Source organism: Terasakiella sediminum (assembly GCF_033100395.1).
Lineage (GTDB): Bacteria > Pseudomonadota > Alphaproteobacteria > Rhodospirillales > Terasakiellaceae > Terasakiella.
Map to the genome: position 1 here is coordinate 94,722 of NZ_JAWLVJ010000006.1, position 23,787 is coordinate 118,508.

The 23,787-nt window shown below is 50.4% G+C and carries 24 protein-coding genes; 19 read left to right on the forward strand and 5 right to left on the reverse strand.

Annotated elements, in window-relative coordinates; translation table 11 throughout:
• Nucleotides 1–196 precede the first annotated feature (196 nt).
• From RYZ26_RS06255 to RYZ26_RS06270, 4 genes are all read right to left on the reverse strand, one after another.
• Nucleotides 197–595 carry a hypothetical protein gene (locus RYZ26_RS06255; protein ID WP_317682310.1) on the reverse strand — a complete coding sequence of 133 codons (399 nt, stop codon included), beginning with the start codon at nt 593–595 and terminating at the stop codon, nt 197–199.
• A 2-nt stretch (nt 596–597) separates the two neighbouring features.
• Nucleotides 598–1,266, reverse strand: coding sequence for a hypothetical protein (locus RYZ26_RS06260; protein WP_317682311.1), 669 nt, complete (start codon nt 1,264–1,266; stop codon nt 598–600).
• A gap of 40 nt (nt 1,267–1,306) precedes the next feature.
• Nucleotides 1,307–1,762 carry a toll/interleukin-1 receptor domain-containing protein gene (locus RYZ26_RS06265; protein WP_317682312.1) on the reverse strand — a complete coding sequence of 152 codons (456 nt, stop codon included), beginning with the start codon at nt 1,760–1,762 and terminating at the stop codon, nt 1,307–1,309.
• 158 nt (nt 1,763–1,920) lie between these two features.
• Nucleotides 1,921–2,919 carry a polyprenyl synthetase family protein gene (locus RYZ26_RS06270; protein WP_317682313.1) on the reverse strand — a complete coding sequence of 333 codons (999 nt, stop codon included), beginning with the start codon at nt 2,917–2,919 and terminating at the stop codon, nt 1,921–1,923.
• 118 nt (nt 2,920–3,037) lie between these two features.
• Between RYZ26_RS06270 and RYZ26_RS06275 the strand changes: the two genes are divergently transcribed.
• The 10 genes from RYZ26_RS06275 (at nt 3,038) to RYZ26_RS06320 (ending at nt 14,382) form a co-directional block, all read left to right on the forward strand.
• Complete coding sequence (locus RYZ26_RS06275) at nt 3,038–3,268, forward strand: putative signal transducing protein (RefSeq protein ID WP_317682314.1); 231 nt, start codon at nt 3,038–3,040, stop codon at nt 3,266–3,268.
• Complete coding sequence (locus RYZ26_RS06280) at nt 3,255–4,025, forward strand: tRNA1(Val) (adenine(37)-N6)-methyltransferase (RefSeq protein ID WP_317682315.1); 771 nt, start codon at nt 3,255–3,257, stop codon at nt 4,023–4,025. Before RYZ26_RS06275 ends, RYZ26_RS06280 begins: the two co-directional genes overlap by 14 nt.
• Before the next feature lie 131 nt (nt 4,026–4,156).
• Complete coding sequence (locus RYZ26_RS06285; protein ID WP_317682316.1) at nt 4,157–4,894, forward strand: hypothetical protein; 738 nt, start codon at nt 4,157–4,159, stop codon at nt 4,892–4,894.
• A 71-nt stretch (nt 4,895–4,965) separates the two neighbouring features.
• Nucleotides 4,966–5,238 (forward strand): hypothetical protein, encoded by a 273-nt coding sequence (locus tag RYZ26_RS06290; protein WP_317682317.1) that lies wholly within the window; start codon nt 4,966–4,968, stop codon nt 5,236–5,238.
• A gap of 80 nt (nt 5,239–5,318) precedes the next feature.
• Entirely contained in the window at nt 5,319–6,206 is an 888-nt protein-coding gene (locus tag RYZ26_RS06295) for a glycine--tRNA ligase subunit alpha (RefSeq protein ID WP_317682318.1), read from the forward strand.
• Between the two features lie 2 nt (nt 6,207–6,208).
• Nucleotides 6,209–8,293, forward strand: a complete 2,085-nt coding sequence (gene glyS / locus RYZ26_RS06300; RefSeq protein WP_317682319.1) for a glycine--tRNA ligase subunit beta — start codon at nt 6,209–6,211, stop codon at nt 8,291–8,293.
• 67 nt (nt 8,294–8,360) lie between these two features.
• Entirely contained in the window at nt 8,361–11,024 is a 2,664-nt protein-coding gene (gene ppdK / locus RYZ26_RS06305; RefSeq protein WP_317682320.1) for a pyruvate, phosphate dikinase, read from the forward strand.
• A complete protein-coding gene (locus RYZ26_RS06310; RefSeq protein WP_317682415.1) occupies nt 11,020–11,952 on the forward strand; it encodes an ArgK/MeaB family GTPase in 933 nt (310 codons plus the stop codon). The genes ppdK and RYZ26_RS06310 overlap by 5 nt, the downstream gene beginning before the upstream one ends.
• Before the next feature lie 350 nt (nt 11,953–12,302).
• Complete coding sequence (locus tag RYZ26_RS06315) at nt 12,303–12,866, forward strand: FecR family protein (RefSeq protein ID WP_317682321.1); 564 nt, start codon at nt 12,303–12,305, stop codon at nt 12,864–12,866.
• A 190-nt stretch (nt 12,867–13,056) separates the two neighbouring features.
• Nucleotides 13,057–14,382, forward strand: a complete 1,326-nt coding sequence (locus tag RYZ26_RS06320) for a sodium-dependent transporter (protein ID WP_317682322.1) — start codon at nt 13,057–13,059, stop codon at nt 14,380–14,382.
• A gap of 160 nt (nt 14,383–14,542) precedes the next feature.
• On the opposite strand, the gene ygfZ is transcribed toward RYZ26_RS06320, so the two are convergent.
• Entirely contained in the window at nt 14,543–15,373 is an 831-nt protein-coding gene (gene ygfZ / locus RYZ26_RS06325; RefSeq protein ID WP_317682323.1) for a CAF17-like 4Fe-4S cluster assembly/insertion protein YgfZ, read from the reverse strand.
• Nucleotides 15,374–15,516: 143 nt separating this feature from the next.
• Here ygfZ and RYZ26_RS06330 point away from each other — a divergent pair, with 143 nt between their 5' ends.
• From RYZ26_RS06330 to RYZ26_RS06370, 9 genes are all read left to right on the forward strand, one after another.
• Nucleotides 15,517–16,545 (forward strand): glycosyltransferase, encoded by a 1,029-nt coding sequence (locus RYZ26_RS06330; protein ID WP_317682325.1) that lies wholly within the window; start codon nt 15,517–15,519, stop codon nt 16,543–16,545.
• Nucleotides 16,545–17,294 (forward strand): glycosyltransferase family 2 protein, encoded by a 750-nt coding sequence (locus tag RYZ26_RS06335; RefSeq protein ID WP_317682326.1) that lies wholly within the window; start codon nt 16,545–16,547, stop codon nt 17,292–17,294. The genes RYZ26_RS06330 and RYZ26_RS06335 overlap by 1 nt, the downstream gene beginning before the upstream one ends.
• 4 nt (nt 17,295–17,298) lie before the next feature.
• Nucleotides 17,299–18,330, forward strand: coding sequence for a glycosyltransferase family 4 protein (locus RYZ26_RS06340; protein ID WP_317682327.1), 1,032 nt, complete (start codon nt 17,299–17,301; stop codon nt 18,328–18,330).
• Entirely contained in the window at nt 18,330–19,367 is a 1,038-nt protein-coding gene (locus tag RYZ26_RS06345; protein WP_317682328.1) for a glycosyltransferase, read from the forward strand. The genes RYZ26_RS06340 and RYZ26_RS06345 overlap by 1 nt, the downstream gene beginning before the upstream one ends.
• Before the next feature lie 51 nt (nt 19,368–19,418).
• Nucleotides 19,419–21,179: an asparagine synthase (glutamine-hydrolyzing) gene (gene asnB / locus RYZ26_RS06350; protein WP_317682329.1), complete on the forward strand. Its 1,761-nt coding sequence runs from the start codon at nt 19,419–19,421 to the stop codon at nt 21,177–21,179.
• 11 nt (nt 21,180–21,190) lie between these two features.
• The gene (locus tag RYZ26_RS06355; protein WP_317682330.1) at nt 21,191–22,510 is read left to right on the forward strand and encodes a dihydroorotase; all 1,320 of its coding nucleotides are present in this window, start codon (nt 21,191–21,193) and stop codon (nt 22,508–22,510) included.
• Between the two features lie 12 nt (nt 22,511–22,522).
• Entirely contained in the window at nt 22,523–23,080 is a 558-nt protein-coding gene (locus RYZ26_RS06360) for a cyclic nucleotide-binding domain-containing protein (RefSeq protein WP_317682331.1), read from the forward strand.
• Between the two features lie 93 nt (nt 23,081–23,173).
• The gene (locus RYZ26_RS06365) at nt 23,174–23,587 is read left to right on the forward strand and encodes a FliM/FliN family flagellar motor switch protein (protein WP_317682332.1); all 414 of its coding nucleotides are present in this window, start codon (nt 23,174–23,176) and stop codon (nt 23,585–23,587) included.
• Entirely contained in the window at nt 23,584–23,787 is a 204-nt protein-coding gene (locus RYZ26_RS06370) for a hypothetical protein (RefSeq protein ID WP_317682333.1), read from the forward strand. Before RYZ26_RS06365 ends, RYZ26_RS06370 begins: the two co-directional genes overlap by 4 nt.

The following is a 23,787-nucleotide window of genomic DNA, read 5'->3' on the forward strand; positions in this document are numbered from 1 at the left end:
GTTAAGGGGATGTACGTAGACTGGCTTGGTTCTACACTGGAAAATGTGTTTTTAGCGCCATGTCGGTCTTGTGCTGGTTGGGGGCAAGGAGCGCTGTTTTGACAGGGCAATGTTGGTGATCGCCTAATAATCCGATTAAAGGCGATGGCGAGGGAATAAACCAAGCCAAGTCAGGCATAATATAGGCACATACGTATCATATTGAAAAAGCAGGAAGAAACTCAATTAGAATTGGAATGAGATAGTGTAGGCCAGAAGTAATTAACACTATGAGTATAACAGCCATTAATGAACTAAAAGGTCTGTTAATGGATAATTTCTTTTGATACGCAGCAACCACCACATTTAACTCATCAATATCTTTTCTTAGTGACTCAACATCACTGGTGAACTGTGTACGTAATATAGCAACACCAGCTTCATATTTATGTACAATACTAGAAACTTCGCTAGATATTTGGTGGTTTGAGCTTTGGGAAAGTCTTTCAATGTTATTCTGTTGCTCAGATGCTCTTTGAGCCAAGTCTTCATACGTTTGAGTTAATCTATCGCAACGCTGAAATATTTCTTCCATGATTTTTGCTTCGGACTTCACCTTTAAAGACCTCTTTGATAAACACGTTTAAATTCAGGAACATGATCATTAGATTTTTCGAGATTGTGCGCGAGCGCCTTTCCTAATGACTTGCTCAAGTCCGAAAAATTAGAAACCGCTAAATATTTGAAGCCAGAGTCAGAGGCAAAGAAAATCAAAGCTCCTGAGGATGTTTTTCTCTTCTTGTATAGTGTTCGCAATAAATCCAAATACGAAATACAGAGTTGCGTCCAATTAGCATCAGCAGGAGGGTTAACAATACTTTTAGCTACTTTTTTTACCAATTTATCAAGCGCAATATCAGATAAATTTTCTTTGTAGTCCAAATACGGACTAGCGTGGCAAGTAAAGCTTTCATCTCTGTTTTCAGATTCAATATACCAGTGTATAGACCTAGAAACTGGTTGTAAGTCACGATTTCTTTCTGAATGAAGAGCGTCTTTTAACGCATCCACCTTTTGAGTTTCTTTATCGCTGCTACTTTCATGTCTTTTGAATTCGAGAATTACTAATGATTTTAGACCTTGAATTAGTATGTCCCCAATTTCTGTATCCATCGGCGTTTGTTGCAATAAGTTAACACTAACGCCAAGCTCATTTCCTAGTTCTCTGATTTCATAGCCCAGACCAACAAGGAAATTACCTATTACAATATTTTCATAAATATCCAAGATTTACGCTCTTTAATCAGCCCACCAATACGTATGAAAACTACTTTTTAAGCAACATAAAAAAACCAGCCAATAAGGCACCACAAATAACGCCAGTTTTAAATTTATCGCTTTTTACAGTTTCTGAAACTTTAGAAATAACTGATTGAATAACTTCTGGTGCATCATTTACTCTGACAGCTTGGTGCTGACTGACCCAGCCGGGTAATTCTTCCGGCTCAATATCCACAAGAATTGGAACAATGGTTTTTTTCTGAATAAGAGATGCACCTAATTCTTGCTGGACAGCGTGGGATGCACAAGAGTCTTTTGATGCAAGAAAGAAGACCCACTCCGCTTTATTTAAGCTATCGAAGATATTATCCGCCCACTTACCCCCGGCTTCAATAGACAGGCTTGCTAAGAATGTTTCCACACCCCCTCCAACTAGGGCAGAATGAAGCTGTCGGGCGATGGGTTCATCCTTAATTGAATAACTGATAAAGGCCTTTGTCATAACTCACCATAATACTTTAAACTTCAATACTAATAGAGATGTAACTTAAGGAAATCAAATCGTTTTTATAGATATCGGTGTCTGCTTTGTTGATGCTGGTGGCGGGCGCTGTGTATAGCGGATCATTATGATCGGTGCAAGGGGCGGGAATTAAAAAATCAGTAAGCCCGCTCGATGCAGAATTCCACAATGCCTTTAAGGGCTTCGCGCGCGGGCGTTTCTGGGAAAACGTTCAGATCGTTGATGGCTTTTTCGCCATATTCGCGTGCACGGGTGACGGTGTCGTCGAGCGTGTTGTGTTTGGTCAGCAGAGAAAGGGCGTGTTCCAGATCGCCATCCTGGAAGTTCTGGTCTTCCTGTGTGCGTTTCCAGAAGGCTTTTTCTTCTGCGTCACCTCGGGCTACGGCCAGAATAACCGGCAGGGTCATTTTACCGTCGCGGAAATCATCACCGACGGCCTTGCCCAGATCGGCCTGTTTGGCGGAATAGTCAAGCGCATCGTCGATCAGTTGGAAGGCAATGCCCAGGTTGTTGCCGTAAGACTGCAGGGCTTCTTCCTGTTCTGGTGTTGCATTGGCAACCAGACCGCCCACATGACAGGCCGCGGCAAAGAGCTGTGCGGTTTTGGCCTGAATGACTTCCAGGTAAGCTTCTTCGGTTGCATCTGCATCATTGGCGGTGATAAGCTGCAGCACTTCACCTTCTGCGATAACGGAAGACGCGTGAGACAGGATTTCCATCACTTTTAAACTGTCAGCCTGCACCATCAATTCGAAACTGCGGCTGAACAGGAAGTCACCGACCAGAACGCTGGCTTTGTTGCCCCAGATGGCGTTGGCGCTGTCCTGGCCGCGACGCAGGTCACTTTCGTCGACCACATCGTCATGGAGCAAAGTGGCGGTATGGATAAATTCAACACAGGCCGCCAGACCAATGTGCTTGTCGCCGTCGTAATTCAGCATCTGCGCGCTTGCAAGGGTCAGCATCGGGCGCAGGCGTTTGCCGCCCGCTGCGATGATGTGGCCAGCCAGCTGTGGGATCAGAACCACAGGGCTTTGCATGCGTTCCAAGATGGCTTCATTTACAGCCTTGAGGTCGTCTGCAACCAGATTGGTGAGTGTTTCAACTGCAGTAGGGCTTGACGAGGACTTATCCATGGTATTCCATAAGCTTAAAAATTATCGTTGTTTGCCTTGACCCATACGCCACGAAACGGGATAAGGCGACAAGTGAATAGCAGGTTTGGCCCAGCGTTGGAAGAGGGTATGACAATTAATGAAAGAGTTACTTGCCACGGGCGACCTTGTTTTGGTCTCCGCACTGCGCCATCACCTCAGCGTTGAAGAGGTGGAATTCGACGTTTTTGACGGGTTTGTCGGAAGCCTTTTCCCCGGTGATATGTCCATTGCATCGCACCGCATTATGGTGAGTGATGAGCATTACAACCGTGCCAAACGGGTGCTGGAAGCATTGCAAAACGGAGACATGACCTGTGAATCCGACTGAGCCAGCCTTAAGCGAAGATCTGTTTCTGGACGGTCGCGTTCGCCTGTTGCAACCTGTTGATGGATATCGCGCAGCAACCGACCCGGTCTTTCTGGCCGCGAGCATTCCCGCCAAACCTAATCAGAAAATTCTGGATGTGGGATGTGGCGTAGGCGCAGCAACTTTTTGTCTGGAAGCGCGCGTGCCCGGTGTGCATGTTACGGGGCTGGAAATTCAGGAAACGCTGGTCGCCATTGCGGAAAAAAACAAAAAGCTGAATGAAAAAGAAGAAACCGTACGGTTTGTTCAGGGGGACGTTACGCACAGAACCATGGACCCGGAACCCAATTCTTTTGATCATGTGATGGCGAATCCACCTTTTTATGAAAGCGGGTCCGGCCATCGCCCGCCCAATGAGATCAAGGCACGCGCCCATATGGAAGAAGATGCATCCTTGCAGGACTGGGTCAATTATATGTTACGCATGACCAAGCCCAAGGGCACGATCAGCTTTATCAACCGGGTGGAGCGGTTGGAAGAAACATTGGCGGCGCTGCAGGGCAGGCTGGGGGACTTGGTTCTCTTTCCGCTTTGGTCCATGAGCCCGACAGGCGCGCAGGCGCGTGGGGCCAAACGGTTTATTCTGCAGGGGCGCAAAGGCATCAAGACACCGATGAAATTTGCCTCCGGTCTGGTCATTCATGAAGATGAGGGCGGCTATCGTGAAAAAGCAGCGGCGATCTTAAAAGACGGGGCAGCGCTGGATTTGCGGGGATAGCCACTTTTTTGATGGCGTTTCTGTTAAGTCCATGTAGACTAAGATGAATTGAATTTCATGGTTATGAGGACGTGAATGTTTTTCGCCACCACCCTTGATCATCGCAGAACAAATATTGTGCGAGGCCTCCTATGAGCGCGACGGCAACCATTGCCATCACCGTCGGGGTTGCTGTTGCGGTGCTGGTTGGATTCTTCATCGTTTATTATCTGGGTAATGTTGCCAATTCCATTTACGACGTAAAAGTTGGCGTGCGCAAAGACTTTGATAAAAAGGTCAAAGAACTGCAGGAATGGGTCGATAAAGACACCAAGCAACGTATCAACTGGATGCGTGATGAAAACAAGGAAGACGGAAAACGTTTCAAGGAAACCATGGAAGGCCACCTCGAAGAAACGTTCGGGGAAATGGAAAAGAATGTGGAACGTCTGCGCGCGGATGTTGCCTCGCTACAGGTACAGATACAGGCCCTGCAGGAAGGGCGAGGCGGACGACCGTCTTCACAAATGCCACCCGCTGCTGAGTTTAAAAAACGCCCCAAAGCGCCATCGGCTGCGGCTGAACCTGCATCGCTTGGGGATATCGAAGTTTCGCGCACGGTCAATCTGGATCATGATGAAGCGCCGGATATGGCCGCACCCAAAGCTCCCGCAGCCCCTGCTGCACCTGCGACTTCAGATGATCCGACACAACTGAGCGAAGCAGAACCGATCCGGACCAAACCAAGCCCACCCCCTCGGCCATCGGCCAAGCCGCAACCTGCCGGGCGATCATCGGTTGAAAAGAAAGCCAAACAGAAAAAGAAAAAAGCACCAGACGAGTTTGAAAGCTTTGATGCTTTTTCAGAAGACTTTAAAGCGGGAAGCTGATTGTCATTGGCAATAGAATAGTCTAGAAACATGTCTTCTTACTTGTAGTACTTGATTATAGGCACTTTGACATGCTTGGCTTTAGCCCCACGAAACTGCTTTTTACAGCCGCGATTATTATTGTGGTCTGGTACGGGTTTAAATGGTTCAACCGGATGCAGGAAAACCAGAAGAAAAACGCATCTTCCCAAACACCACGCGGACCATCCAAAGCGGAACAAGCTGCCCCCAAAGCGCAGGAAGCGGACTATGAAGAATTGGTCGCCTGCGCCAAATGCGGGGACTATGTTATTTCGGATAAAAGAAGCGGTTGTGGCAAAGAAGGTTGTCCATACGACAGATAGACTGATTGGCGCTTGACCCGCGCTTTGATTTTCCGCTAATTTCGGCACTGCAAAAAAACGTTTTTATGATTGTGAAGACCATGGGCACGACACCCAATAAAAAAACCTGTTTCCAGAATTTGATCCTTTCGCTCCAGAATTTTTGGGCCGAAAAGGGCTGTGTAATCCTGCAACCGCTTGATATGGAAGTCGGTGCAGGGACGTTCCACCCGGCTACAACGTTGCGTGCACTGGGGCCCAAGCCCTGGAAAACGGCTTATGTGCAGCCGTCGCGCCGCCCGGTTGATGGTCGTTACGGGGAAAACCCGAACCGTCTGCAGCATTATTATCAGTTCCAGGTGATCCTGAAACCATCGCCTGCCAATTCACAGGAATTGTATCTGGAAAGCCTGAAGCATCTGGGCATTGATACGGACCTTCACGATATCCGCTTTGTGGAAGATGACTGGGAAAGCCCGACGTTGGGTGCCTGGGGGTTGGGCTGGGAAGTCTGGCTTGATGGGATGGAAGTCACACAGTTTACTTATTTCCAGCAAGTCGGTGGCATTGAATGTGACCCGGTTGCGGTGGAATTGACCTACGGTCTGGAACGTCTGGCCATGTATATTCAGGGCGTTGAAAATGTATATGATCTGGACTTCAACGGCGAAGGCGTAACGTACGGTGATGTGTTCTTGCAAAATGAGCGTGAACAATCCGCCTATAACTTTGAACATGCCAACACAGATATCCTCTTTCAGCATTTCCGCGATGCTGAAACACAATGTTCGCACCTTCTTGGTCTGGACGAACCATTGGCACTGCCAGCATATGAGCAATGTATCCGTGCCAGCCATACCTTTAACCTGCTTGATGCGCGCGGGGTAATCTCGGTTACCGAACGTGCGGCCTATATCGGTCGTGTTCGCGCGATGGCGAAAGGCTGTGCAGAAGCCTGGATGAAGACACAAGTGGGCGAGGAGGCATAATCATGGCTGAGTTACTGTTAGAGATTTTAAGTGAAGAAATCCCGGCCCGTATGCAGGTGCGCGCCGCTGACGATTTGAAACGTCTGGTCACAGATGGCCTGAAAAAAGCTGGCCTTGGTTTTTCCATTGTCCGTTCTTACGTAACACCACGTCGTCTGGCGCTGGTCATTGATGGTCTGCCGGAAAAGCAGCCTGATGTTCGTGAAGAACGCAAAGGCCCAAAAGTGGGGGCACCGGACAAAGCCATTCAGGGCTTTTTGGGGTCTACTGGCCTGACGCTGGAACAATGCGAAATTCAGGAAGGTAAAAAAGGCAGCTTCTATGTGGCTGTGATTGAGAAACAGGGTCAGGATACCATTGCGGTTCTGCCGGAAATTCTCACAACAGCGCTGAATGCATTGCCTTGGCCGAAATCCATGAAGTGGGGTGCGAATTCCCTTAAATGGGTGCGTCCGCTGCAGAATATCCTCTGCATCATGGACGGCGCGGTTGTGCCGTTTGACTTCGGTCCAATTACGTCCTGCGGCTATACCCGTGGTCATCGTTTCCTTGCGCCAAAAGATTTCAGCGTTGATGATTTTGCGTCTTACGAGAACCTTCTGCGCGAACATAAGGTCATTCTGGATCAGGAAGAACGTAAAGACGCGATCCGTGAAGCTGCAGAACAAGTTGCCAAGGATGAAGGTTATTATCTGAAGGCGGATGAAGGCCTGCTGAATGAAGTCACGGGTCTGGTTGAATGGCCTGTGGTTCATGCGGGTCAGATTGATGATGAATTTATGGCGGTGCCGCAGGAATGTCTGATCACATCCATGCGTTCACATCAGAAATATTTCTCCTGCCTGAATGCAGACGGCAGCCTGGCGCCGCGCTTTATCGTGGTGGCCAACAAGACAGCCCCTGATGGTGGCAAAGCCATTGTTGCGGGGAACGAGCGTGTGCTGCGTGCGCGTCTGTCGGACGCGAAATTCTTCTGGGATCAAGATCTCAAGAAAAATCTTGAAGACCTGCTGCCACAATTGGATGACATGCTGTTCCACGCGAAGCTTGGCTCCATGGGCCAGAAAGTTCAGCGGATGGAAAAGCTGGCGGGTGAACTGTCCGGCATGATCGAAGGTGCTGATCTGGGTACGGCGTGCCGTGCAGCCCATCTGGCAAAGGCCGATCTGGTTTCAGAAATGGTTTATGAATTCCCAGAGCTGCAAGGCATCATGGGGGAATATTATGCCAAGAATAAAGGCGAAAATGATGCGGTGGCCAAAGCTATTGCGGACCATTACGCGCCACAAGGCCCGGGTGATGATTGTCCGTCTGCGCCAAACTCGGTTGCTGTATCACTGGCTGATAAAATCGATACGCTGGTTGGTTTCTGGTCCATTGATGAAAAGCCGACGGGTTCGAAGGATCCATTTGCATTGCGTCGTGCTGCCTTGGGGGTGATCCGTCTTGTCTTGGAAAACAAACTGCGTCTGAACCTTCTGGAAGTCTTTTCACAAGCGCATACGGCCTTTTCGACCGTCAATGGTTTGAATTCCGTACCCGCCAACACATCAGAAAATGAAGCGCAGTTGCTGCATTTCTTTGCCGATCGTCTGAAGGTCTATCTGAAAGACAAGGGCGTGGCGCATGACCTGATCACGGCCATCTTCGCCAAAGGGGATGAAGATGATCTGGTGCGTTTGATGGCGCGTGTGGATGCGTTGAAAGCATTTTTGGACAGCGATGACGGCGCGAACTTGGTAGCGGCGTACCGTCGTGCTACCAACATCGTGCGCATTGAAGAAAAGAAAGATGACGTTAAATATAATGACGCTGTTGAAGCCTCACTTCTGGAACAAAGTGAGGAAAAGCAATTGTTTGAGAAGCTAGAACCAGTCATGGGGACTCTGGATGCTGCTCTTAAAGAAGAAAAATTCACCGAGGCAATGGCGGCACTCGCTTCCTTGCGGGGACCGGTTGATGCATTCTTCGATAAGGTAACGGTCAACTGTGATGACGCCAATGTGCGTGCCAACCGTCTGCGTCTACTGTCGCAGATCGGGCGTGCGTTGGATGGCCTTGCAGATTTCTCCAAGTTGGAGGGATAAAGACCGTTTGGCATAGTCTTGCCACCTTTGCCCCCGTTGGTGAAGGTGGCGAAAAAAGGAAAGTAACATGACCAAATGGGTTTACACCTTCGGCAACGGTACAGCTGAGGGGCGTGCCGACATGAAGGAACTGCTGGGTGGCAAAGGGGCCAACCTGGCTGAAATGAGCAATCTCGGACTGCCTGTTCCCGCAGGCTTTACGATCACGACCGAGGTCTGCACCCATTTTTACGACAATGACCGCAATTATCCGGGTGATCTGGATGATCAGGTTAATGCTGCGATGGCTGAAATCGAGGGCATCATGGATGCAGGTTTCGGTAATCCGGCTTCGCCGTTGCTGGTGTCCGTACGATCTGGTGCGCGGGCGTCCATGCCCGGCATGATGGATACGGTTCTGAACCTTGGTCTGAACGATATTACCGTTGCAGGTTTGGCTGAAGCATCCGGTGATGCGCGTTTTGCCTATGACAGCTATCGTCGTTTTATCCAGATGTATTCCGACGTGGTTCTGGGTGTAGATCACTACATCTTTGAAGAACTGCTGGAATATTTGAAGGACGAAAAAGACTATGTCCTTGATACCGACCTGACGGGCGAAGACTGGCAGGAACTGTGTGAACAGTTTAAAGCCAAGGTCAAAGAAGAACTGGACGAAGATTTCCCACAAGACCCAAAAGCCCAGCTTTGGGGCGCCATCGGTGCCGTCTTTAAATCCTGGATGAATGCACGTGCCAACACATATCGTGCCCTTCACAATATCCCGGCGGAATGGGGCACAGCCGTTAACATTCAGGCCATGGTCTTTGGCAACATGGGTGAAGATTGCGCAACAGGCGTTTGTTTTTCCCGCAACCCTTCCACAGGCGACAACCATTTCTATGGGGAATATCTGATCAATGCGCAGGGCGAAGATGTGGTCGCGGGCATTCGCACGCCGCAGCCTTTGACTATCTTTGAAAAAGAAGAATCGTCTTCTGATCTGCCGTCTATGGAAGAAGTCATGCCAGCGACCTTCAAGGAACTGGATGACATCCGTCATAAGCTGGAAGGTCACTATAAAGACATGCAGGACATGGAGTTCACCATCCAGAAAGATAAGCTCTGGATGCTGCAGACCCGTGTCGGTAAACGCACGGTCAAAGCCGCTTTGAAAATGGCTGTTGATATGTGTGAAGAAGGGTTGATCAGCAAAGAAGAAGCCATCATGCGACTGGAACCCCATTCGCTTGATCAACTGCTGCACCCGACCCTGGACCCGAACGCACCACGCGATGTGATTTCCCAAGCTCTGCCTGCCTCACCAGGTGCAGCAACGGGCCGGATTGTCTTTTCTGCAGAAGATGCGGAAAACTGGGTGAAGCGTAAGGAAGAAGTTATCCTTGTGCGCACGGAAACCAGCCCGGAAGATATCGGCGGTATGCATGTGGCTGAAGGCATCCTGACTACACGTGGCGGCATGACGTCACACGCGGCTGTGGTGGCACGTGGTATGGGCACCCCTTGTGTGTCCGGTGCTGGGGACATGAAGGTGGATTATCAGGCGCGTACTGTGATTACTATGGACAACCGTGTCTTTGCCGAAGGGGACGTGATTACCCTTGATGGGTCCAGTGGTGAAGTCATGGCAGGCACGGTTCCGACCATTCAGCCTGAACTGTCCGGTGATTTCGCGAAACTCATGAGCTGGGTTGATGAAGTGCGCACCATGGGTGTACGCACCAATGCAGAAACTCCGCATGATGCCGAAATGGCACGCAAGTTCGGTGCTGAAGGTATCGGTCTGTGTCGCACGGAACATATGTTCTTTGATCACACCCGCATTAACTATGTGCGTGAGATGATCCTAGCCGATGATGAAGCCAAGCGTCGTGAAGCTTTGGGCCATATTCAGCCGTTCCAGCGTCAGGACTTCGAAGATTTGTTCAAGATCATGGAAGGTCTTCCAGTCACGATCCGTCTGCTGGATCCTCCTTTGCACGAATTCCTGCCGCACACTGAACATGATATGGAAGAAGTTGCCAAACTTGCGAACATGTCAGTCAAACATGTGAAAGAACGTGCTGAAGAACTGGCCGAACAAAACCCTATGCTGGGCCATCGCGGTTGCCGTCTGGGTATCACGTACCCCGAAATTTATGAGATGCAGGCGCGCGCAATTTTTGAAGCTGCCTGTAACGTGACCAAAGCAGGTGGCAAGCCTGTTGTGCCGGAGATCATGATCCCTCTTGTGTCCATGAAAGTGGAACTGGATCGTATGAAAACGGTTGTGGATGCGGTTGCCAAAGAAGTCTGCGCCGAAGCAGGTGTGGAAATCGACTATATGGTCGGCACCATGATTGAGCTGCCGCGTGCAGCGCTTCGTGCAGGTGATATTGCTGAAGCAGCTGAATTTTTCAGCTTTGGGACCAACGATCTGACCCAGACAACATATGGTTTGTCGCGCGATGATGCGGGTAAGTTCCTGCGTGTCTATCAGGAACGCGGCGTGATTGATGTTGATCCGTTTGTGTCCATTGATCAGGACGGTGTGGGTGAGCTGGTGAAGTTCGGTGCTGAACGTGGCCGTGAGACCCGCCCGGATATCAAGCTTGGTATCTGTGGGGAACATGGTGGCGATCCGGCCTCTATTCATTTCTGTCAGAAAATCGGTCTGTCTTATGTTTCATGTTCGCCTTTCCGTGTGCCGATTGCACGACTGGCCGCAGCGCAGGCAGCCCTGAATGATTAATTTTGATGAGCTAAGATCGGGAAAGAAAGCAGCGATGGCCCGTGCCCTCGCGCAAGTTGAACGTGCCCCGGATGCACGTGAAACGCTGGACCTTCTCAATCGTGCTTATCAGGAACCAAAAGCCCACGTCATCGGGATCACAGGTCCCCCCGGCGTGGGCAAATCTACCCTTACAAACGCTTTGATTTCCCACTGGCGCTCCTTGGGGCGCACGGTGGGGGTCATTGCTGTTGACCCAAGTTCGCGCCGCACAGGCGGGGCTTTGCTGGGGGATCGTACGCGCTTTACCACCGACCCGGAAGATCAGGGCATTTATGTGCGATCCATGGCAGCACGCGATCGTCTGGGTGGGCTTGCGGGCCTGACCGTATCGGGCATGGTCTTGATGCGCGCTGTCTATGACATTGTATTGATCGAAACTGTGGGCGTAGGCCAGTCTGAAACCGATATCGTCGGTGTGGCAGACAGTGTCCTTTTCTGCGTCCAGCCTGGATCAGGCGACAGTCTGCAGTTCATCAAGGCAGGCATTGTCGAAATTCCGCATATCGTGGCGGTGACCAAAGCCGATATGGGGGCACCTGCACGCAGGGCCATGTCTGATATGAAGGGCGCGCTGAACCTGGCCGGGCGTATGGGCGCAGACCCATGGGATATTCCGGTTTTGCTGCTGTCATCCATGCATAAACAAGGCATTGATGAGCTGGTTGAGACGTTTGACACCCATGTCGCCTTTTTAAAAGACAACAGTTTCCTGAACCCCGCACGTCATACCCAGGCCAAGCAATGGCTGGAAGAGGCTGTGCGTGAAAAATTCGGTCGTGTCGGTATGCAACGGGTGATGGATCACCTGGATATCAGCCCAACAGCTTCCCCCTTTGAGCGGTTGTTCGCGATTTCTGAAGAGTTTCAGATGCTTTATAAAAGCTAGTCTTTTTTCATTTCTAGCCTTTGGTCCATATCCAGTGTCACGGGTGTGGTATTGGGCCTTCATATGGCTGACGATGCCTTCTTCCGGTACAGCTTCGCGCACGCGTTCGCGATAAAGGGCAAACAGGTTGATCAGCCGATAGATTGATAACGGTTTACGGCGATGGGTTAAACCCTGAAAAATAAAAAGCCGTTGCCCCTTGTGATCTAATCTGTCACGTCTTACGTAGAAGGGCTAAATCTATTGATATCATTTGAGTTTAGAAAAGAATGTTAAATCTGAAAATCTTCGCCATTGCTTTGGTGACTTTCCTTTTTACAAGCCCTTTAAGTGCAAAGGAAGTTGCCGGCATGGTAGAAAAAATCCGCGGTATTGCGACGGCCACGAATGAGACAGGCGTTAGCGAACTGGCCCTGGGCAGCACCATCTATGTGGATGATTCCCTTAAGACCGAAAGTAAGGCCCGTTTGTTGATTAAGTTTAAAGATGGTTCGCGTCTGACCTTGGGTGAGAATGCCTTGATCATTGTGGACGATTTGCTTTATCAGCCGGAAGAAGAAAAGCAATCCCAAACCATTGATGTGGTGCGCGGTGTTTTCAGTTTTGTCTCTGGCTCTATCGCGAAAGCAAATTATGATAATTTGACGTTCCGCACCCCGGTTGCGACTATTGGTATTCGTGGCACAGAATTTCTGGGCGGGGAATTGACCGTCGGCATGCCTGCGGGGCGTCCGCATTATGGTTTTCAGATTTACGAAGGGGCCATTGAAGTTCAGGCTGTTGGTGGGTCCGTTGTCTTGGATGAGCCGGGCGAAGGCACTTTCCTGCCACTAACCCGCATTGCTGCACCGACACCTGTGCGCCAATGGACACCAGAAGAAGCAGCTGAAGCACAAGAGGCCTTGGCCTTTTAATTAAATCTGCTTGAGAGAGATGAAAAGCGGTTTTCTCGTAAAGGGGAAGCCGTTTTTTATGTTCTTGAAATAAAGTTACAAAGTGGACCGTTTGGTCAGCTTTATATTTTGAATAAGCGTGAATCTTCGCAAGCCTATTTCTCGCATTTTTTTGTACTTTTCCCGCAAAATTTAGTTAGGGAATATAAAAATGCAATCACGAGAGCAATGGGGTTCACGCCTCGGTTTCGTACTGGCAGCGGCTGGTTCTGCTGTGGGGCTTGGAAATATCTGGAAGTTTCCATATATGACGGGTCAAAATGGCGGCGGTGCCTTTTTGATCATCTATCTGGTGTTGGTCTTCACCATCGGGATCAGTGTTATGCTGGCCGAATTTGCCATTGGTCGCGCGGCACAGCGTAACCCGGTTGGCGCTTTTGCCATTCTGAAAGGCAAAATGTGGCCACTGGTTGGCGCCATGGGCGTGTTGGCAGGTTTTATCATCCTGTCTTTCTACAGTGTTGTTGCTGGCTGGACACTGGCTTATATCGGTGAAATGGCACAGGGTAATCTTGCGGGTGATGCGGCTGAATTGGGTAAAACGTTCGGAGCCTTCATTTCTGATCCGGTTGATCCAATTCTCTATCATGCCTTGTTCATGATCCTGACTGTTGCCGTTGTTCTGGGCGGTGTATCCGGCGGGATTGAACGGGCTTGTAAAATCCTGATGCCCATGCTGTTTGTTCTTTTGATTGTGCTCATTGGTCGTGCAGTGACGTTGCCGGGTGCAGAAAAAGGTCTGGAATTTTTCTTGTCGCCTGATTTTTCAAAAGTCACAGCCGATACCTTTAACGGGGCTTTGTCTCAGGCGTTTTTCTCTCTGTCTATCGGGATGGGCGCGATGATTACCTATGGATCCTACCTCAGCAAAAAAGAAAATATCGCAAAATCGGCCCTGTGGGTCAGTACGCTGGATAGTTCTGTTGCTGTGCTGGCGGGTCTGTTGATCCTGCCTGCTGTTTTTGCCTTTGGCTTTGATCCGGCTGCGGGACCAGCCCTGACCTTCATTACGCTGCCTGCTGTTTTTGCACAGATGCCGGGTGGTGAATTTTTTGGCATCCTGTTCTTCCTGTTGCTGAGTGTGGCGGCTTTGACTTCTGCCGTATCTCTATTACAGCCCATCGTTGCTTATTTTGTGGATGAAAAAGGCTGGAACTTTAAAGCTACGGCTGTTGTTTTCGGCCTGATTATCTTTGCTCTGGGCGTACCATCGTCACTGGCGCAAGGCATCTGGTCTGATTTCCACATCTTCGGCAAAGACTTCCTGACATTTATGGATTACATCACAGCAAACATCATGTTGCCTGTGGGTGGTATCCTGATCTCTGTTTTTGTTGGCTGGTCTGTGGCTGGAAAAATGCAGGATGAAGTCACAAACGAAGGTGAAAAAACGTTCCCATTCATGGGTGTGTGGCTGTTCATCTGCCGCTTTGTGGCCCCGGTTGCCATCGGCTGGATTTTGATTAGCGGTCTGTAAGTTATAAATACGTCCAAGAAAAAGGCCCGCTGAGCATGTGTTCAGCGGGCTTTTTTTTATCTATTTAATTGTCATTCCCGCGAAAGCGGGAACCCAGACAATCATCGGTTTCCTGTAGAACTAGGTCCCCGCTTTCGCGGGGATGACGAAGAGAAGGGGGTTATTTAGGTTCTGGAATAACCATCCAGTCTGGTTTGATCACTTCTAGCGCCACACCGTTGGCTGAAAGTTCCGTTTCCACAGCATCCAGCTTGATAGTTGCAAGCGCATAATCACCCTGGGAAGAATGAAGTTCCCCCACATTCTTTTCACCACTGATAATATCGGTCCCGGCTTGAGGGGCATCGCCGGATAGCTTCACGGGGAAGAGACGTTTTTTGATCAGCGCGCGGTATTTGGTGCGTGCGGTCAGTTCCTGTCCCATGTAACAGCCTTTGTCCCAATCCACACCGTTTAGCTCGTCAAAGCCGTTTTCCAGCAGGATGGATTTTTCCGGCGTCATGTCGCGGTTGCCATCTGGCAGGCCCAGCTTGATGCGGTGCAGGTCGTAGTCTTCAAAAGAAGCCTCGCTTGCCCCTTCGACAGCTGTTCCTTTGGCGATGATCCCGCGATAGCCTGCGCTTTTCAAGCGAGGGTCTGCAAAGACACCGTCTTGATCCACGCTGCCCTCACCAAAGACAGCCACTACATCATAGTCGTCACTGACGTCTTTGATGGTGACATTGGCGCGCAGTTTGAACATGGTCAGTTTTTTCTTGAAAGCGGGCAGGGCGTCATCTTGTAAGTCAATCAGCAAGCCGTCGCCGGACCCAATCACAAAGAAATCACAGATGAATTTACCTTGTGGCGTCAGAAAGGCGGAATAAATAGCGTTTTTGTCGCTCACCTTATTGATGTCGTTTGAAATCAGACCTTGGAGGAATTCAAGACGGTCATCCCCTTCGATCAGAAGGACGCCGCGATTGGGTAAAACAGTGGTGGATAAAGACATGTTCAAAGGCCTGTTTTTATTGGAGTGGGGGTGTTTTTTAAGAAAGTGGGTCATTTTGATCATTTTCGCAAGGCTCTTGTCTTTGCAGATGCAAAAAATCACCTTATAACAGTCATCAAACAGATTTCTGAACGGGGACTTCCATGCATATCACCATCATCGACGATTCCATTGCATATGACGGCAACAGCCCGATGGTTCAGCCTATGGGCGGCACAGAAAAAGCAGTGGCCAGTCTGGCACCAGCTTTGGCAAAACGTGGTCATGACGTCTGTGTGGTTAACCGTATTGAACAAGGCGCGATGATTGATGGGGTGTCCTGGGTTCCGTTTGATGGGCCCCGCCCGCCGGAAACTGATGTGGTGATCTGTGTTAAAAAGCCTGCTCTGCTGGATGAATTCCCCGATGTGGAAAAGAAACTTCTGTGGCTTGCAACACCTGCAAAGCTTTTGAACAAGCCGAAGAACCAGGCTTTGATGGAAAAACACAACCCCATCGTGGTCTTTATGGGCGATACGCATTTTCGTACGTGGGAACCTTGGAAATATTTCCGCAAAGGGATTGTAACCCCCGGTGTGCGCAAGGAGTATCTGACCGAAGCAGAATATACCCCGGAAGATCCACCGCGCGTGATTGTGACGACCAACCCCTTGCATGGGCTGGACGGCGTGCTTGATCTTTGGGTTGATAAAATCCTGCCGCAGGTCGATTGGAAAGCCAGTTTGCATATTTATTCCGCGGGTCTTTATCGCGGTCAAAGCGGTGCCCCGGTGCCGGAAAAACTGCAACCGATTTTCGATAAGGTGCAGACGCTGAATAGCCATAATATCGTTGTTCACAAACCGGGATCTGATCTTGAAATGGCAATGGCGTACCGTCATGCCGCCTGTCACCTCTATCCCGGTGTGGAAACGGAAATGTATTGTTCCACACTGGCAGAGACACAAGCTATTGGCCTGCCTTGTGTGGCCCGACCTGTTGGCGCATGTTCTGAACGTGTGAAGAACGGACAGACAGGGTTTCTGGTGCCTGATCTGGACAGTATGGCCAATGTCACTGTGCATCTGCTGACCAAGTCAGCCTCACGCGAGAATATGAGCCGCGATTGCCGCATGATGCAGCGGACACAAACTTGGGATATGGCGGCTGCTGAGTTTGAGGCCTTGCTCTAATGAAGCTCAGCGCCCTCATCACTGCCCATAACGAAGAAGACCGTCTGGCTTCCTGTCTGGAAACATTGGATTTCGCTGATGAAATCGTGGTCGTTTGTGACAAATGTACAGATGGTACGGAAGAGATCGCCCGGAAGTTTACGGACAAGGTGTTTGTCGGGGCGTGGAAGCTGGAAGGCGAACGGCGTAATACGGCCATTTCATACTGCACAGGTGACTGGGTGTTTGAAATTGACGCTGATGAACATATGACGCCGGAACTGGCCGCTGAAATCCGACAGGTGATTGAAACCACAACATATGACTGGCATGAGGTGCTGGTGGATAATTATGTGGGTGATCGTCTGGTACGCCATGGCTGGGGGGCATCCTTCGGCAAGGCAGCTTATCCGGGCCTGTTTAAAAAGGGTGTGAAGGAATGGGGGCCGGAACGGCTGCATCCTTCCCTTAAGTGGTCGGGCAAGAAAGGCCACATGTTAAAAGGGCGCATCAAACATTATGTGGATCGCAATATTTCTGACATGATCCGCCGTCTGGACAGCTATTCCACTGCGCGTGCCAAAGACCTGCGTGAAAGTGGCCAGGCAGGAAGTTTCATAAATAATCTAAGAAGGCTTTTCTCGCGCTTCTTCAAGTGCTATGTGTCACGCAAAGGTTATAAAGAAGGCGGATATGGCTTTTTGATCGCCTTGTTTGCAGGCCTTTATCCCTTACTCTCCTACCTCAAAGCGACCCTAGAGAAAGACTGATCCCATGGCGCGCATTGTATTTGCCGATGACGGTATTGAATTTGACGGAAAAACACTGGAAGAACGTGCCCTTGGCGGTGTGGAATCTTCCGTGATCCTGATGATGGAAGAATTTGCCAAGCGCGGCCATGAAGTGCTGGTGCGCAACAAATGTAAAGCGCCGATGGTTTACAAAGGTGTGGACTGGGCACCCATTGATCAGGGTATGCCGGAAGAAGCCGACCTTTATATCGCCAACCGGGGTGATAAGCTGATTGATTTGATGCCGAAAGCCAAGAAGACGGTTTTCTGGACCCACAATCCTTGTCGCTTCATGGTGAAGTGGCGCTATATCAAGAAATTCTGGAAGGTACGCCCGACCATCGTCTTCATCGGGACGTACCATGCTGACACATTGCCGGGCTGGGTACCGGACGGCGGGCGCACGGTGATCCCTTATGGTATCCCCGACATGTTTCGCCACGCTGAAAAACGCACTGAACTTCCGGCACCACGTGCAATCTTTACATCTAACCCATTGCGCGGGCTGGACTGGTTGCTGGATTTGTGGGAACGCGATATCCACCCCAAAGCCCCTGATGCCGAACTGCATGTCTTTGGCGGTCCAAGTGTTTATGGTTCTGTGGGTGCTGAGAAAGCTGCCCTGATGGAAGAAATTTTCAACCGGGCGGAAAGTATGGCGGATCAAGGTATCGTGCTTCGTGGTCCTGCGACTAAAACTGAGCTGATTGACGAGCTGCAAAAAGCCCGTCTGATGTGTTATCGCGGTGATATTAACGAAACTTACTGTTTGGCAGTAGCCGAAGCCCAAGCTTTGGGGACGCCAACGGTCGTGCAGGACTTCGGGTCCATGGCGGAACGGGTTGTGGATGGCAAGACAGGTGTGGTTGCCAAGGATGATCCAAGCTTTTCAGCAGGTGTGGTCAAACTGTTGACAGATGGACCCCACTGGTTTGAACAGCATGAAAACTGCCTTGCAACACAACGAAACTGGGGCTGGGAACAGGCCTGTGAAGCGTTTGAGGAATTGATCTGATGCGTGTACTCCAAACCATGGCTGGCGCTGAATTCGGCGGGGCGGAAGCGTTTTTTACCCGTCTGGCCGTTGCATTACAGAAAACCTCTGTTGAACAGCAGGTGATCATCCGTGAAAACCGTATGCGCGCACGTATGTTGCGTGAAGGCGGGGTGGAGCCATTGCAACTTTCGTTCGGTGGGGCGCTGGATTTCAGAACAGGCATGTCCATCAAGCGGGAGATCAAAAAGTTCAAGCCTGATGTGGTGCTGACCTGGATGAACCGGGCAACAAAACAGACCCCGGCGGGTAAAGGCAAATTTGTTAAAGTCGCGCGTCTGGGCGGTTATTACGATCTGAAATATTATCAGGACTGCGACCATCTGGTGGGCAATACGCAGGATATCGTTGATTATCTCATCAAAGAAGGCTGGCCTGCAGAACGCGCCCATTATCTGCCGAATTTTGTGAATTCTGAACGTGCCGATCCGGTATCACGTATGGATCTGTCCACACCGGAAGATGCTCCTTTGCTGCTGTCTATGGGGCGTTTGCATGAAAATAAGGCCTTTGATACCTTGCTGCGCGCGTTGGCGCGTGTACCCGGTGTCTATCTGTGGCTGGCAGGTGAAGGCCCGGAACGTCGTGCACTTGAAAGTCTGGCTGAAGAGCTGGGTATTCGCCCGCGCGTGCGTTTCCTCGGCTGGCGCGAAGATACGGCAGCATTGCTGGCAGCTTGCGATGTCTATATTTGTCCTTCTCGTCATGAACCACTGGGTAATGTTGTACTGGAAGGCTGGGCACAGGGGCGCCCCGTTATTGCGGCTGACAGCCTTGGCCCCGGGACTCTGATCAATCATGGCGATAATGGTGTACTCTGTCCCGTTGATGATGACCGTGCCATGGGGGATGCGATTAAATGGGTTTTCAGCGATCAGGAATTCGCCCATAATTTGGCAAAGGCTGGTTGGGAAACTTACCAGCGGGACTTTACCGAAGCAGTTGTTGTGCAAAAGTATCTCGACTTCTTTGACAAAGTGACCAAAGATAACAAATAAAGAATGTCCGCTGGATAATGAGGCGGATCGACTAAGCTGAGGGCGTGTGCGATGTGCGGTATTGCAGGATTAATGACGATTGATGGAACTTCACCCAGTGATGAAGTGCTGGATGCGTTTGCCAATTGTCTGGCCCACCGTGGTCCAGACGGTCATGGACGTTTTCGCGAAAAGAACGTTGCCCTCGTTCAGACCCGCCTGGCCATCATTGACCTGGAAACAGGCGATCAGCCCATCCATGGCCCCGACGGCAATGTGATCAGCGCCAATGGCGAGGTTTACAACTTCGTTGAACTGCGCGCCGCCTTACCCGATGTGCCGATGAAAACGGCATCGGATTGTGAACCTCCGCTGCATCTCTATGCACGCAAAGGCCTTGCTTTTGTGGATGATCTGCGCGGTATGTTTGCCATTTCCATTTATGATGCCGATCGTGGTCGCTTGATCCTGAGCCGTGACCCTTTCGGGATTAAACCGCTTTATTATGCAGAAACTCAACGCGGCTTTGCCTTTGCATCAGAACCCCAAGCCCTGATCGGGGCCGGGCTGGTCAAGCCGCAGGTGCGCGATACGGCACGCGATGCCTTTTTACAGCTGCAATTTTCCACCGGGCGCAACACGATCTTTAAAGGGATCAAGCGGGTGCTGCCGGGCGAAACCCTGATTGTGGAACGCGGTCTGGTGGTTGAACACCATATGAAATATGCGCTTAAGGACAAGCAGACCAAACCGATGCGCAGCATGGATGCGATGAAGGCCATGGAAGAGGCACTGATCGACAGTGTCAAGGTTCACCAGCGTGCCGATGTGCCATATGGCTTGTTCCTGTCCGGTGGGATTGATTCGTCTGCGCTTTTATCTTTGATGGCGGAACTGAATGACAATCCGATCAAGGCCTACACCGCCGGCTTTAGCGGAACCGACGTACAGGATGAGCGTGAACATGCGCGCATGCTGGCCCAAAAGGTCGGCGCGGATCATACCGAGGTTGAATTTGATGAAAATGATTTCCTGACGCTTTTGCCCAAGATTGCAGAAGCCATCGATGATCCGGTGGCTGATTATGCCGTGCTGCCGACCTTTAAACTGGCGCGTGAAGCGCGCAAGGATGTGAAAGTGGTGCTTAGTGGGGAAGGCGCAGATGAACTGCTGGGGGGGTATGGTCGATACCGTGCCTATTGCCGCCCTTGGCCGCTTCGCAAACCGATGCGGGGCACAGGCACGTTTGATGGCCTCGGGGTCTTTAAGGACAATATGTGCAAAGGCTGGCACAAGGGCATCGAAAATGCAGAAAACTTTGCCAAACAGTTTAACTGGACCCGCCTGCAACGCGCGCAAGCCATTGATTGTATCGACTGGCTGCCGCACGATTTGCTGATCAAGCTGGATCGCTGTTTGATGGCAAACGGGGTGGAAGGGCGCACGCCGTTTCTTGACCCGGTTGTGGCTGACGCGACTTTTTATCTGCCGGATAATCTGAAGATTAGTAACAAGTTGGGGAAATCCTTGTTGCGCGACTGGCTGAGCAGACGCCTGCCCGAAGCCAAGCCTTTTTCTAAAAAACGAGGCTTTACTGTGCCTGTGGGCCATTGGATTGCCAGCCACGGCGCCAAATTGGGGCCACTAGTGGCTTATCAGCCTGCTGTTGAAGAGATTTGTGATCGCAATGCGGTTATTCGCCTGTTTACCACCGAAGGCAAGGAAGAAGGTTTTGCGGCTTGGACCTTGCTGTTTTACGCCCTATGGCATCAACGCCATATTCTCCAGCTGAAATGCGATGGTGATGTGTTTGAGGCCCTCGCACAAAAATAAGGAAATTCTTTATGTATGATATGATCCTGAAAGGTGGCACATGTGCTACGCTCGCGGGGATTGTTAAAACTGATATTGCTATTTTGGATGGGAAAATTGAGGAAATTGGCGATCTTGACCCTTCAAAATCAGAACAGGTGATGGATGTCACAGGGCTGCATGTGCTGCCCGGTGTGATTGACAGCCAGGTTCATTTTCGTGAACCGGGGCTGGAACATAAAGAAGATTTGATGACTGGTACGGCGGGTGCGGCACTGGGTGGGGTGACGGCGGTTTTTGAAATGCCAAACACCAAACCAACCACCATCACCAATAAAGATATCGCCGATAAATGCCGCCGGGCGAAAAACCGGGTCTGGACAGATATTGCTTTCTTTATCGGGGCAGCGGCAGAAAATGTTGAAAACCTGCCAACGCTGGAACGTGAACAGGGTGTAAGCGGCGTTAAAATCTTCATGGGTAGCTCAACAGGCAGCCTGCTGGTGCGTGATGATACGACGCTGGCCTCTGTGCTGGCTTCTGGTAATCGGCGTGTGGCGGTTCATTGTGAAGATGAAGATCGACTGGAAGAACGCTTTGAATTGGTGAAAGAAGGTGCGCCTGTCAAAATGCACAGCGTCTGGCGTGATGAAGAAACAGCCCTTCGTGCCACAACCCGCCTGTTGAAATTGGCAAAGGCAGTGAAACGCCGGGTGCATGTATTGCATGTGACCACAGCCGAAGAAATGGACCTGCTGGCCCAGCATAAAAGTTTCGCCACGGTGGAATGTACACCGCAGCACTTGACCCTGAATGACGAAGCTTATGAACGTATTGGCACGCGTGCGCAGATGAACCCGCCGATCCGGTCTCAGCGTCATGTCGATGCCTTGTGGGAAGCGATCAATCAGGGGGTGGTTGATTGTATCGGCTCAGACCATGCACCCCACACCCTGGAAGAAAAAGAAGCGGCCTATCCCAACAGCCCGTCGGGTATGACAGGCGTTCAGACATTGGTTCCGATCATGCTGAACCATGTGAATAACGGGAAACTGACACTGGAAAGATTTGTCGATCTGACCAGTGCGGGGCCATGCCGGATTTATAACGTGGCGAACAAGGGCCGCATTGCCAAAGGCTATGATGCGGATTTCACCATTGTGGACATGAAAGAAAAACGCACCATTCACGATCAATGGATCGCGTCGCGTTGCGGATGGACACCGTATGATGGTATGAAAGTACAGGGCTGGCCCAAAACCACGATCATTCGTGGCAATGTGGTTATGCATGAAGATCAACTGCTGGGCGACCCGCTGGGTGAGGCGGTCCGTTTTGCTGAATGTTTGTGAGGGGAATGAACAATGGCAGATAATAAAACAGATGGATCCTATGAACGTCGCCGCGTTGCTAAAGGGCGGCGCATTTTCAACGAAGGCGAAGCGGGTGACTATGCCTATATCGTGGAAATGGGCGAAGTTGGGATTTATAAAAAGATTGAAGGCAGCGAAGTCGAAATTACGACGCTGAACCCCGGTGAAATCTTTGGAGAAATTGCTGTTCTGGCCGGGCGGGAACGTCTGGCTTCTGCCATTGCTTTGACCGATTCATCCTTGATTGTGGTTTCGCCGGAAACGCTGGAACAACGTATCAAGGGCGCTGATAAATTCGTCAAAACCTTGTTGTCGATCTTTATGACCAATTTGCGTGATACCCATGATACCTACAAGAACCCCTCGCATAATTTTGATGGGCATCTAAAGTCCATCGTGCGTCACAGCCATGCCATGGGGGACCTTGCGCTATTGACACATATTGATGGCTTTAATGAAGAGGCCGCGCCGCTGTTGGTGAATATTCGCGATAATTGTGATAAACTGTACGAAATTTCTAAAAAATATAACGGCAAGGCTAAAGGTTAGACCATTTGTTAACCTTTTGGGCTTTAAATAGGCAGTATCGGATTTATGAGTCTCATAATCCGATCCTTGAATCGTAAGAGTTAAGAGGCGCTTATGGCGGACGAAGAAGACGACGATATGGACATCGATTGGGGGGCTGCCCTGGCCGAAGACGACAGTATCGAGCTGGATGAAAGACAGCAGGCTGCGTTATCGGATATTGAAGCAGAACCTGCACCAGCTGCTGGCGGCCCAACACTGGGCGATGCGCTGGGGCTTGGTGACGATGTCGAAGCCGTCTATGACGTTGAAGTCAACGTTCGTGCTGTTTTGGGTATGTCAATCATGCCCATGAGCCAGATTTTGAAACTCGGTCGTGGTGCGGTTGTGGAACTGGACCGTGGCGTGGGTGATCCTATCGATGTGTTTTCCTCGGATCAGAAAATCGCCGATGGGGAAGTCGTTGTGGTGGAAGACAAGCTCGCTGTAAGCATCGGGAATATTATGAGGTCGAAGCGAAGCCGATGAAGAACGAGAACGATATCTATAAAACTGCCAACCAGGTTATTGAAAAATTTGGTGAAGAAGCAGCCCTTTATGCCGCCATTCGTGGGGATGAATTCCAGCGTCTTGGCAATCAGGAAGGCGAAATCCTGTGGCGTCGTATCACGCGCGCTGTTGAAGTTCTGCAAACTACAGAACGACCAACAACGGCTGTATTGCACTAG